At 72.3% G+C, this 11,868-nt stretch carries 10 protein-coding genes; 6 read left to right on the top strand and 4 right to left on the bottom strand.

Features of this window, described 5'->3' with window-relative positions:
- Window positions 1–117: 117 nt before the first annotated feature.
- Window positions 118–990 (top strand): endolytic transglycosylase MltG, encoded by an 873-nt coding sequence (mltG, locus tag L1885_RS14765; RefSeq protein WP_235797560.1) that lies wholly within the window; start codon window positions 118–120, stop codon window positions 988–990.
- Window positions 991–1,035: 45 nt separating this feature from the next.
- Here the strand turns inward: mltG and L1885_RS14770 are convergent, their stop codons facing one another.
- Entirely contained in the window at window positions 1,036–2,139 is a 1,104-nt protein-coding gene (locus L1885_RS14770) for an FAD-dependent oxidoreductase (RefSeq protein WP_235797561.1), read from the bottom strand.
- A 55-nt stretch (window positions 2,140–2,194) separates the two neighbouring features.
- Between L1885_RS14770 and L1885_RS14775 the strand changes: the two genes are divergently transcribed.
- Window positions 2,195–2,617: a YjbQ family protein gene (locus L1885_RS14775; RefSeq protein ID WP_235797562.1), complete on the top strand. Its 423-nt coding sequence runs from the start codon at window positions 2,195–2,197 to the stop codon at window positions 2,615–2,617.
- A 257-nt stretch (window positions 2,618–2,874) separates the two neighbouring features.
- Window positions 2,875–4,668: a pectate lyase-like domain-containing protein gene (locus L1885_RS14780; protein ID WP_235797563.1), complete on the top strand. Its 1,794-nt coding sequence runs from the start codon at window positions 2,875–2,877 to the stop codon at window positions 4,666–4,668.
- A gap of 87 nt (window positions 4,669–4,755) precedes the next feature.
- On the opposite strand, the gene L1885_RS14785 is transcribed toward L1885_RS14780, so the two are convergent.
- From L1885_RS14785 to L1885_RS14795, 3 genes are read right to left on the bottom strand one after another with little or no spacing between them, the layout of a single operon-like run.
- Window positions 4,756–5,664 (bottom strand): carbohydrate ABC transporter permease, encoded by a 909-nt coding sequence (locus L1885_RS14785; RefSeq protein ID WP_235797564.1) that lies wholly within the window; start codon window positions 5,662–5,664, stop codon window positions 4,756–4,758.
- Complete coding sequence (locus L1885_RS14790; protein ID WP_372481948.1) at window positions 5,664–6,590, bottom strand: carbohydrate ABC transporter permease; 927 nt, start codon at window positions 6,588–6,590, stop codon at window positions 5,664–5,666. The genes L1885_RS14785 and L1885_RS14790 overlap by 1 nt, the downstream gene beginning before the upstream one ends.
- Window positions 6,587–7,963, bottom strand: coding sequence for an extracellular solute-binding protein (locus tag L1885_RS14795; RefSeq protein WP_235797565.1), 1,377 nt, complete (start codon window positions 7,961–7,963; stop codon window positions 6,587–6,589). The genes L1885_RS14790 and L1885_RS14795 overlap by 4 nt, the downstream gene beginning before the upstream one ends.
- A 309-nt stretch (window positions 7,964–8,272) precedes the next feature.
- Here L1885_RS14795 and L1885_RS14800 point away from each other — a divergent pair, with 309 nt between their 5' ends.
- The 3 genes from L1885_RS14800 to cobF all read left to right on the top strand — a co-directional run bounded on the left by L1885_RS14800 (window position 8,273) and on the right by cobF (window position 11,794).
- Complete coding sequence (locus tag L1885_RS14800) at window positions 8,273–9,517, top strand: ROK family transcriptional regulator (protein WP_235797566.1); 1,245 nt, start codon at window positions 8,273–8,275, stop codon at window positions 9,515–9,517.
- Window positions 9,518–9,875: 358 nt separating this feature from the next.
- Entirely contained in the window at window positions 9,876–10,913 is a 1,038-nt protein-coding gene (locus L1885_RS14805) for an SURF1 family cytochrome oxidase biogenesis protein (RefSeq protein ID WP_235797567.1), read from the top strand.
- Window positions 10,914–10,918: 5 nt separating this feature from the next.
- Entirely contained in the window at window positions 10,919–11,794 is an 876-nt protein-coding gene (gene cobF, locus L1885_RS14810; protein ID WP_235797568.1) for a precorrin-6A synthase (deacetylating), read from the top strand.
- Window positions 11,795–11,868 lie beyond the last annotated feature (74 nt).

Consider the following 11,868-nt stretch of genomic DNA (forward strand, 5'->3'; position numbering starts at 1 on the left):
GGGGCACGCGGGAGCGGCCCGCCGCCGACGGACGCACGGCCGCGGCGGCGCGGCGCCACTGGCGTGGCCGCGTCCCGGCTCCCGTGATCGCGCCGCGTCGCACGCTACGGTCTCGATATGACAAACAGGTCATACCGGCCGGATGGGCGGCCCGGACGGAGGCGGGGCCCCGGACGTGCGGCCCGCCCGCGCCTGACCCGGCGGGGACGGCTGGCGCTGTTCGTCACGAGCCTCCTCGTCCTGGGCGCCGCGGTGCTCGTCCCGGTCCTGCTGCTGTCCGGCGGCGGCGAGCAGGGCGGCGGGCCCCGCGCGACGCTCGTCGTACCGGAAGGGCGGCGCGCCTCGGAGGTCTACGCCTCGATCGACAAGGTGCTCGCCGTGCCGCCCGGCACCACGCGCAGGGCAGCCGCCTCCGCGCACCTCGAACTGGCCGGGCCCGCCCACGGCAACCCCGAGGGCTACCTCTTCCCGGCGACGTATCCGGTCGACGCGCACGCCACCCCGGCGAGCCTGCTCGCGTTCATGGTGGACACCGCCAACCGGAAGCTGGGCACCGACCACGTCCGGGCCGGTGCCGCGCACCACGGCATGACGGTGTACCAGGCGCTGACGGTGGCGAGCATCGTCCAGGCCGAGGCCGCCACCCCGCACGACATGGGGAGGGTGGCCCGCGTGGTGCTCAACCGGCTCGCGAAGGGCATGCCGCTCCAGATGGACTCCACGCTGAACTACGCGCTGCACCGCACCACACTGGACACGACCGACAACGACACCAAGGTGCGCAGCCCGTACAACACGTACGCGCACAAGGGGCTGCCGCCCACACCGATCGGCAACCCGGGGGAGACGGCCCTGAAGGCGGTCGGCGCGCCGCCGCCGGGCAAGTGGCTCTACTTCGTCACCGTCAAGGACGGCGACACCCGGTTCGCCACCAGCTACGCCCAACAGCAGGAGAACGTGAAGGAGTTCAACGCGAACCGGCGCGGGTGACCGGCGCCGTCGGGCGGGCGCCGCGCTGCGCCCCGCCGGCCCGGGTCAGGCGGCGGCCGCGCCCTCGCGCGCCCGGTCCGCCCCCAGCATCCTCCTGATGCCGCCCACGGCCTCGCGTCCGGCGCGGTTCGCGCCGATCGTCGAGGCGGACGGCCCGTATCCGACGAGGTGAACCCGCTCGTCCCGCACCGCGCGCGTCCCCTCCACGCGGATGCCGCCGCCCGGCTCGCGCAGCCCGAGCGGGGCCAGGTGGCCCACCGAGGGCCGAAAGCCCGTGGCCCACAGGATCACGTCCGCGTCCACGGTGCGCCCGTCCTCCCACGCCACCCCCGTCGGTGTGATCCGGTCGAACATGGGCTGCCGGTCGAGCACGCCGTCGGCGAGCGCCCGGCGCACCGCGTCGTTGAGCGGCAGGCCCGTCACGGACACGACGCTCCGCGGCGGCAGCCCCCGGCGCACCCGCTCCTCGACCAGCGCGACGGCCGCGCGCCCCTGCTCCTCGCCGAAGGGGCCCTCGCGGAAGACCGGCGGCGTGCGGGTGACCCAGACCGTCGACGCCGCGTACGGGGCGATCTCCATCAGATGCTGCGTGCCGGACGCGCCGCCGCCGACCACGACGACACGCAGCCCCGCGAACTCCTCGGGGCCCGCGTACGACGCCGTGTGCAGCTGCCGCCCGAGGAAGGACTCCTGGCCCCGGTAGCGCGGCCAGAACGGCCGGTCCCACGTGCCGGTGGCGCTGATCAGCGCCCGCGCCGCCAGCGAGCCTGCCGAGGACTCCACCAGCAGCCGGCCACCCGGCCCCTCACGGACGGCGCGCACGTCGACCGGGCGGTGCACCGGCAGCGCGAAGCGGCGCTCGTAGTCGGCGAAGTAGCGGGACACCACCTCGGCGGACGGGCGGGCCGCCTCGGCCGCGCCGGTCTCCAGCTCCATGCCCGGCAGTGAGTGCATCCCGTGGACCCTGCCGTACGTCAGGGACGGCCACCGGAACTGCCAGGCCCCGCCCGGCGCGGGCGCGTGGTCGAGCACCACGAAGTCGCGCTCGGGCACGAAGCCCGTCCGCGCGAGGTGGTACGCGCTCGACAGGCCGGCCTGGCCGGCCCCCACCACCACGACGTCCACCGGGCGCCCACCGAATTCGTCCACGCACGGAGAACGTCCCGGGCGGCATCGCTCTTCCCGTCGGGGAAAGATGGACGGCATGAGCGACACCTTCACCTCCCGGACCCTGAACGTCACGAGCGGCGGCCACGAGACCGTGAGCGACCTCACGGCGGACTGCGAGCGCTTCCTGCGCGAGGCCGCGCGCGGCCGCAGCGGCCTGCTCAACGTCTTCGTCCCGCACGCCACCGCGGGCATCGCCCTGATCGAGACGGGCGCGGGCAGCGACAGTGACCTCCTGGCTGCCCTGCGCGACCTGCTGCCCGCGGACGACCGCTGGCAGCACCGGCACGGCTCGCCGGGCCACGGCCGCGACCACGTCCTGCCGGCGTTCGTGCCCCCGCACGCGACGCTCCCGGTGATCGACGGCCGCCTGGAGCTCGGCACGTGGCAGTCGGTCTGCCTCGTGGACACGAACCGGGACAACCCGGAGCGCCAGGTGCGGCTGAGCTTCCTCGGCTGAGGAGACAGCCGGCGGCCGTCCGGCCGTGAGACGACGAGGGGAGGCCGCGCCGCCGCGCGGACGTTCGGCACGCCCCCGCGAGACCGCGACGCCGCGGCACTCCGAGATCGCGGACACGCTCCCCGCGCACCGGAGTTATGACCGTCGCGTTTATTGACGCCGCATATCCGCGATGATTCACTGCGTAGCTGAGAGCGCTCTCTCGCGGTCAGGGCCCAGCCGCTTGCTCCTTCCCCGTCCACCTTCCAGGGAGAGCCGTGTCCGTCATTCCCTCTCGCCGTTCCGTTCTTCGCGGAGCGGCCGCCGCTGCCGCGCTGCCGCTGGCCGGCAGCATCACCGCGGGATCGGCCTTTGCCTCCTCGCGCACGCCCAGACCCGCCGTTCTGGGCCCGAACGTCCTCGTCTTCGACCCGTCGATGGGCGACGCGGCGATCCAGAAGCAGCTCGACGCCGTGTTCGCCGCGCAGGCGCCCAACCAGTTCGGCACCGAGCGGTACGCCCTTGCCTTCAAGCCGGGCACCTACAACGTCGACGTCAACGTCGGGTTCTACACCCACGTCCTGGGGCTCGGCGAGAGCCCCTCGGACGTCGTGATCAACGGGCACGTCACGGTCGACGCCCAGTGGTTCGACGGCAACGGCACCCAGGACTTCTGGCGGTCCGCCGAGAACCTGACCGTGGTGCCGCCCGACGGGCTGGACCGCTGGGCGGTGGCCCAGGCCGCCCCCATGCGCCGCGTCCACGTCAAGGGCAACATGAACCTGATGCCGAGCCCGCCCGGCAACGGGTGGTCCAGTGGCGGGTTCCTGGCCGACAGCGTGGTGGACGGGGAGGTGAACTCGGGCTCGCAGCAGCAGTGGCTGTCACGCAACGACACCATCGGCAGCTGGGCCGGCTCCAACTGGAACATGGTCTTCGTCGGCGTCGAGGGCGCCCCGGCCACGTCGTTCCCCACGCCGCCGTACACCACCGTCGACCGCACCCCGGTCGTACGGGAGAAGCCGTTCCTGACCGTCGACCGGCACGGCGACTACCGGGTCTTCGTGCCAGCCCTGCGCCGCGACAGCACCGGCACGTCCTGGGCCCACGGACCGGCCGCCGGCCGGAGCATCCCGCTGTCCGACTTCCACGTGGCGCGGCCCGGCGACTCCGCCGTCAGCCTCAACCTGGCGCTCGCCCTCGGCAAGCACCTCCTGTTCACGCCCGGCGTCTACCGGCTGTCCGCCCCCCTGCTCGTGCTGCGGCCGGGCACCGTCGTCCTCGGCCTGGGCCTGGCCACCCTCCAGGCCGTCCACGACAACGCGCTCATCGAGGTCGGCGACATCGACGACGCCACCGTCGCCGGCCTGATCCTCGAAGCCGCCTCGCGCCGCTCCCCCTTCCTGCTGCGCGTCGGGAACGGCTTCAGCCGGAGGAACCACTCCGCCAGGCCCACCGCTCTCTTCGACGTCTTCCCCCGCATCGGCGGCGCCGTCCCCGGCGGTACGGACGTCAGCATCCAGATCGACAGCGACGACGTGATCGTCGACCACGTCTGGGCCTGGCGCGCCGACCACGGTCTCGACGGCACGGTGGGCTGGTCGGTCAATCCGGCCGGCACCGGGTTCCTGGTCAACGGCGACCGGGTCACGGCCTACGGCCTGTTCGTCGAGCACCACCAGGGCTACGAGGTGCTCTGGAACGGCAACCACGGCCGTACCTACTTCTTCCAGAACGAGCACCCGTACGACGTGCCGACGCAGTCCGCGTGGAAGCACGGCAGGACCAACGGCTACGCCGCCTACAAGGTCGGCGACCACGTCACCGACCACCACGCCTGGGGCCTGGGGAGCTACTGCTTCTTCAACCTCGGCGCCGACGTCTACACCGACCGCGCCTACGAGGTCCCCGACACCCCCGGCGTCGTCTTCACCTCGCTGATGACCGTCTGCCTCAACGACGCGGGCGGCGGCGGCATCCTGCACTGCATCAACGACTCCGGCGACCCCGTGCAGAACGGCTTCGGGACGTTCAACATGAAGAGTTACTCGAACGGCGTCGCAAAGGTCTGACGGGCGCCGGACTCCCGCGGAACGAGTGAGGCGGCCGGCCCTTCGGGGGCGCGGCCGCCTCACCCTTCCGGGATGAGGAGGGCCGGTTCAGCCCTTCAGCGCGCCGCCGAGCGCGAAACCGCCGCCCAGCTTGCGGGTGAGCAGGAGATACAGCATCACCACGGGCAGCGTGTAGACGATCGAGAACGCGGCGAGCTGCCCGTACTGCGTCTGGTCGTGGGCGCTGAGGAAGGTGAACACGCTCACCGACGCCGGCAGTTTCTCCGGCGACAGCAGCAGCACGAACGGGACGAAGAAGTTCCCCCACATGCTGATGAAGGTGAACACCGTCACGACGATGACACCGGGCCACATCAGCGGCAGCACCACACGGGCCAGGGACTGCATGGCGTTGGCGCCGTCGATCCGGGCCGCCTCCTCCAGGACGATCGGCACGCCGTCCATGAAGTTCTTCATCAGCCAGATCGCGATGGGCAGCGCGGACGCGGTGAGGAACAGCACCGTCGCGCCCATCGAGTCGATCAGGTCGACCTGGACGAACATGCTGTAGACCGGGATCATCACCGCGGTGATCGGCAGCCCGGTGGTGAACAGGACGGTGTACAGGAACGGGCGGCGCAGCCGGGAGCGGTAGCGCGACAGCGGATAGGCCGCCAGGATCGACACGACCACGCACAGCAGCGTCGCCCCGCCGCACAGCAGCAGCCCGTTGAGCAGCGGCCGGAAGGTCGTGTCGGTGTTGAGGATCGCGTGGAAGTTGTCCAGCGTCGGCGGCGAGGGCAGGGTCAGTTCGAAACTGGCCGTGGAGCTGATGGACGCGAGCACCATCCACGCCAGTGGCAGCACGAACGCCAGGCAGACCGCCAGCAGGACGACGTTGACCGCGATGCGCGCGGGCCGCACCCGGCGGCGCCCGGACCCCGCGGCGGACGCGGAGCGCAGCCCCCGGCCGCCGGTGCCCGCCGTGGCGGCCGGCCTCAGATCGGTGGTGGCCATCAGTCCTCCTCCACCTTGAGCAGCTTCAGGTACACGACGGAGAACAGGGCGCCGACGACCAGCAGGACGAGCGCGATCGCCGTGCCGTAGCCGATGAGGCTGTTCTGGAAGGCCTGCTGGTACATGAACACCGGCAGGGTCTGGCTCTTGTTGCCGGGGCCGCCGCGCGTCATCGCGTAGATCAGCCCGAAGACGGAGAGCGTCTGCAGGGTGATCAGCATCAGATTGGTCATGATGGAACGGCGGATGACGGGGAGCGTGACGTGCCACAGCCGGTGCCATACGCCCGCGCCGTCCATCTCGGCGGCCTCCACCAGCTCCCGCGGCACCTCGCCCAGCGCGGCGGAGTACACCATCATCGAGAACGCGGTACCGCGCCACACATTGGCCAGGCACACGGCGAGGATCGGCAGCGTGTACAGCCAGTTCTGCCGCGGCAGGCCGAGCGCGCCGAGGACGTCGTTGAGCGCGCCCTGCTGGTAGAAGAAGGCGTACATCAGGTAGCCGGCGACGATCTCGGGCAGCACCCAGGCGGCGATCACCACGCCGTTGGTGAGCGAGCGCACCGGACGGGTCGCCTTCTCGGTCAGGACCGCGAGCGCCAGCCCCAGTGTGTTCTGCCCGACGACGGCGGAGCCCACGACGAACACCATCGTCAGCCACAGGGCGTTGAGGAAGTCCGGATCGCCGAACGCGCGAGTGAAGTTGGCGAGCCCGACGAAGTGCGTCTGAGCCGCCCCGGTCAACTGGGCGTCGGTGAAGGCGTCGTAGACGCAGTAGACGATCGGCCCGGCCAGGAACACGGCCAGCAGGACGAGTGACGGCAGCAGCGGAAGACCGCGCAGGAGCGACGAGCCGGCCGGGTGGCCGCCGGACCCCCGGGCCGGGGCGCCGGCGTGCCCGGCGGGTGCGGCGGCGGATTTCACCGTGCGCCCTTGGCGGTGCTGTCGGAGCCGACGGCGGTGGCCAGATCCTGGTCGTAGGTCTTCGCCGCCTGGTCCACCGAGCTCTGGCCGGTGGTCACGGACTCCATGGCCTTGGTGATGGCGTTGGAGACCTGCGGATACTTCGGCAGCGCCGGACGGAAGTGGGTGTACGCGACGAGGCCGGTGAAGAACTTGTTGGTCGGCGTGGCGTCGAGGTACTTCGGGTCGGCGGCCACATCGGTGCGCACGGCGGTCGTGGACTCGATGATGTTCCACTTCGTCGAGTTGTCCTTGTTCTTGATCGCCTTCGTGAACTGCCAGGCCAGATCGGGGTTCTTGGCCTTGGCCGGGATGGACCAGGCCCAGCCCCCCGACATGCTGACCCGGCCGGGCGCCTGACCGGCTTGGGTCGGCATGGCCGCCGAGGCCATCGTCTTGGCCCAGTCCGGCCAGGGACGCGGCCCCGTCTTCAGCCAGTTGTTCGCCATCCACGAGCCGTCGATGTCAATGGCGAGCTTGTTGTCCGGCAGCAGCTTCGTGCCGACCTCGGCGCCCGCGTTGGGACCGAGCGCGGTGGGCTTCGACAGACCCAGGTTCTCGCTGTAGACGGTGTGGACGAACGTCAGCGCGTCCTTGAAGCCCTGGGAGCCGACGATCCACTTCTTGTTCTTCGCGTCGTACAGGGAGTTGTCCGCGGCGTCGGTGCCGTACAGCAGCATCTCGAAGCCCTGCATGGTGGACTGCTCGCCGCCGGCCTGCCCGGTGTAGAAGTTCATCGGCGTCACGCCGGGCAGCTTCTTCTTGATCGTCCGGGCGGTGTCGAGGATGTCCTGCCACGTCTTCGGCTGCCAGGGGGTCGCGATCCCCGCCTTCTTGAGCAGGTTCTGGTTGTACCAGATGCCCCGGGTGTCGGTGTCGTCCGGAACGCCGTAGGTCTTGCCGTCGGTGGGGGAGGAGACCGCGCCCTTGGCCGCCTTGGCGAAGGAGCCCCAGTCCGCCCAGGACTTCACGTACGAGTCGATCGGCTTGAGGTACCCGCTGGCGATGTCGGAGTTGATCAGCGCCGTGTCCTCGTAGACCAGGTCGGGGGCGGTCGAGGGCGAGCGCATCATCAACTGGATCTTCGTGTAGTAGTCGTTCTCGGACGCCGTGACCGGAACGACCTCGATCTTCTTGCCCGGATGGGCCTTCTCGAAGGACGTCTTCATCGAGGCGAGGAACTTCTGCTGCTTGTTGTCGTTCTGGTCCAGGTGCTGCCAGTAGACGACCTTGATCGAGTTGCCGCCGCTGCCGGAGGCGGAGCCGCCGCAGCCCGCGGCGGACAACGTTGCCGCGACCGTGATCGCGAAGGCGGCGAGAAGCTTCTTGCGCAAGGGATCCTCCGAAGGGTGCGGCTCATGCGCCTGGCTCCGGCGCGCGACTGCGGGTGGCACGGGTCGTGGCTGCGGGACACGGGTCGTAGGGGAGGGATGTGCCGCTCGCGGACAGGGGGGAGGCGCGGACGATGCTGCGACGCGGCAGGTGCTGGTGGGGGGCGTGCCGCATCTGGCGCATTACCTAAATCCAATGGATGGACTAAGTCAACGTTTATTGCATAATCACGGTGCCCAAATTCCGCGGGCGGAGGTCGAGTTCGTGGTCGCCGGCCGCCCGCACCCGCACGAGGGAGGAGCGCCCCCACCATGCGAAGCGGTACCAACCTGCCCCGGGTGGGCGGTTACAACCAGGCCGTCGTCCTGGACGCCATCCGCACGAGGGGGCCCGTCAGCCGCATCGAGTTGGGGCCGCTCACCGGACTCACCAACCAGACGGTGTCCAACCTCGTGCGACGGCTGCTCGACGCGGGCCTGATCACCGAATCGGGACACGCCCCCTCCAGCGGCGGCAAGCGCCGCACCCTGCTGATGCCGCGCGCCGACGGCGCCTACGCCCTCGGCGTGCACCTCGATCCGGACGCCGCCGTGATCGTCCTCGCCGACCTCGTGGGATCCGTACTGCAAAGCCACCGGTTCGCGCTGCCGCGGCCCAGCGTGCCCGAGGAGGTGGTCGACGAGGTCGCACGTGCCGCGCTGCGGCTGCCCGGCAGCGCCGATGTCGACCCGGGCCGTCTGCTCGGCCTCGGCGTCGCCGCGCCCGGACCCCTCGACGGCGAGAGGGGAACGCTGCTCGATCCGCCGAACTTCGACGGCTGGAGACGCGTTCCGCTGCTCGACATGTTCGCGAAGGCGACCGGCATGCCGGTCGCGCTGGACAACGACGCCACGGCCGCCGCGATCGGTGAGCGCTGGATCGGCGGCAAGAGGCGCGCGGACGACTTCCTGTTCCTGTACATGGGCGCCGGCCTCGGCGCCGGCATCATGGTCAACAATCAGGTCCTGCGGGGCGGCTCGGGCAACGCGGGCGAGATCGGGCACGCCCAGATAGACGCCGGCAGCCGCCCGTGCGATTGCGGGAGCAACGGTTGCCTCGGCCCTCACTGCAACCCTGCCGCGCTGGTGGACGACCTGTTCGCGCGCCACGGCAGCGCTGCCGCGCGGCGCCTCGGGCTCAGCGGCGGGCCCGAAGCGGTGCGCGCCGACTGGAGGCTGCTGCGGCGTGCGGTGCGCGCCGGGGATCCGTCGGCCACCGACGTGGTGCGCCTGGCCGGGCGCCGGATGGGGCAGGCGGTGCGCGGGGCGGTGGCCCTGCTCGACGTGAGCCTGGTGGTGCTCGGCGGCGAGGCGTTCGGAGGCGTCGAGCACGTCCTGGGCGAGGAGATCGACGCCGCCGTCAACACCACGTCCGTGACCCGCGCCCTGGGCAGGGTGACGGTGGAGCCCAGCCTGATCGGCGAGACGGCGGGAGCGGTGGGCGCCGCGTCCCTCGTGCTGCACGGCCGCTACGCGCCCGGGTGGCGGATGCTGACGGAGGCGTCCGCGCCCAGGTGAGAGCGGCCCCCTCGGCCGGGAGGACCGCGGCCCCTCCGCGGCCCCTTCCGCGGGCGACCGCGGCACGGCGGTGTCGGTACGCCCGTACGCCGGTACTGGCCGGCCGGTACGCCGGTACCGCCACGCCGGAATCCCTCCCCGCGGGCCCGTCCGGTCCGCACCGGGACGACCCGGGCCGGCGGGCCGGGCCGCCGCCACGGGGCCGATGAGGTGAATCCGGCGGGCTCCGGCCGCGCCCGCCGCAGGCTCCCGGATGGGCTCCCGCCGGCGCCACCGGGCCACGCGCGGGCGGTGGGGCGGCCCCCGGCAGCCGGGACCCCATGAGCGGCCGCCCGGCGGCGCCGGATACCGTCGTCTGGTGCTGCGAACCTTGCTGACTCGGCGCTGGGTCGTCCTGACCCTGGTGCTGGCTGCCCTCATCCCGACCTTCTACCGGCTGGGGCTGTGGCAGTACCACAGATACGAGCAGACCAACCGGCTCAACGCGATGATCGAGCACAACGAGAGCGCCCGGCCCGTGCCGGTCACCTCGCTGTCCAAGCCGGGCGGCACCGTGCCGTTCTCCCAGACGTACCGGAAAGTGTCGGCGACCGGGCACTACGACGCCGCGCACGAGTTCGTGGTCCGGCAGCGCACCAACGCCTCCGGCGACGTCGGCTTCCAGGTCATCACGCCCCTGATCATGGCCGACGGCGAGGCGGTCCTCGTCAACCGTGGCTGGGTCGCCCCCGCTTCCCAGAGCGGCACCGCCTACCCCCGCACCCCCGGCGTGTCCCGGGGCACGGTCACCCTGACCGGGCGCCTGCGGCCGGACGAGACCTACGCGACGACGGGCATCCACAAGCGCCCCAGCCTGCCCGCCCGCCAGTCAGTGATCATCGACACCCGCGAGCACACCCGGGACATCAGCGAGCCGCTCGTGGCGGGGTACATCGAGCTCACCGCGACGGCTCCCGCCCCGCCCGCCGCCGACCAGGCCGAGCTGACGCCAGGACCGCAGGAGGACACCAACTCCATGGCCGTGGTCGGCCAGGGCGTGCACCTGCCGTACGCGATCCAGTGGTGGATCTTCGCGGCCGCGGTGCCGGTGGGCTGGTGGATCCTGCTGCGCCGGGACACCGAGATCGACGAGGACGCCCGTGCCGCGAAGAGCGCGGGCGAGGGAGCGCGGGGCGACGGGCCCGCACCGGCGGATGCCGACGAGGCCGGCACCGGACCCCGGGCCGTCCCCGCCTCCCGCGCGGCGGCCGGGGACGGGGACAGCGGGGCGACGGCCGGGGCGGACGAGGCCCGGCCCGACGCCCCCGCGAAGGCACCGGCGGGCAGCGGAGTGTCGCCCGCGGCCGACCTGTACGCGCTCATCGGCAACGACCGGCGCCGGCGCCGGCAGGACTGAGCACCGTGACCGGGCCCCGGCGCCGCATCCTCGTCATCGGCATCGGAGCGGGCGATCCGGACCACCTGACCCTGGCCGCCGTGAAGGCCATGCGCCGCGCCGACGTGTTCTTCGTCCTGGGCAAGGGCGCCGAGAAGGAATCCCTGACCGGGCTGCGCCGGGACATGCTCGACGCGCACGTGCCCGGCCCGTTCCGGGTGGTCGAGGCCGAGGACCCCTGGCGCGACCGCACCCGCGGCGACCGGGCCGGCTACACGCACGCGGTCCACGACTGGCGGCGCAGGCGCGCCGACGTGTGCGAGCGCCTGATCACCGAGGAACTGGTCCCGGGGCAGTGCGGGGCGTTTTTGGTGTGGGGCGACCCCTCGCTGTACGACAGCACGCTCGCGATCCTCGACGACGTCCTGGCCCGCGGCGGCGTGGACTTCGACCACGAGGTGATCCCGGGGATCACCAGCGTCTCGGCGCTCGCGGCCCGGCACCGCGTCCCCCTCAACCGGGTGGGCCGGCCGGTGCTCGTCACCCCGGGCCGGCGGCTGGCGGAGGCCGTTGCCGGGGCCGGCGCCCGCGCGGACGCCGACACGGGCACCGGCGCGGCCGTGGAGCCGGACGCGGCCAGGCTGCCGGGGAGCGGCATCGGCGCCGACGCGGACACCGTGGTCATGCTCGACTCCCACGAGTCGTTCCGGGGACTCACCGGCCGCGGCCTGTGGATCTACTGGGGCGCCTACCTCGGCACGCCGGACGAGATCCTGGTGTCGGGGCCGCTCGACGAGGTGGCCGGACGCATCGGGCGCGTCCGCGCGGAGGCCCGCGCCCGGCACGGCTGGATCATGGACACGTATCTGCTGCGGCCACCGCCGGAGCCGGCCGCCGGCTGACCCGGCCGGTGCGGTGAACACCGCGCCCGGCTCCGCTGCCGGGCCCGGCCCGCCGAAGGCTCCGCGACCGGGCG

Origin of the sequence: Streptomyces fuscigenes (assembly GCF_021556455.1) — a bacterium.
Lineage (GTDB): Bacteria > Actinomycetota > Actinomycetes > Streptomycetales > Streptomycetaceae > Streptomyces > Streptomyces fuscigenes.

What these genes read in the sequence shown, in the direction of transcription:
- mltG (WP_235797560.1), top strand. Translation starts at nt 118, where the DNA reads ATGACAAACAGGTCATACCGGCCGGATGGGCGGCCCGGACGGAGGCGG.
- L1885_RS14775 (WP_235797562.1), top strand. Translation starts at nt 2,195, where the DNA reads ATGAGCGACACCTTCACCTCCCGGACCCTGAACGTCACGAGCGGCGGC.
- L1885_RS14785 (WP_235797564.1), bottom strand. Translation starts at nt 5,664, where the DNA reads ATGGCCACCACCGATCTGAGGCCGGCCGCCACGGCGGGCACCGGCGGC.
- L1885_RS14800 (WP_235797566.1), top strand. Translation starts at nt 8,273, where the DNA reads ATGCGAAGCGGTACCAACCTGCCCCGGGTGGGCGGTTACAACCAGGCC.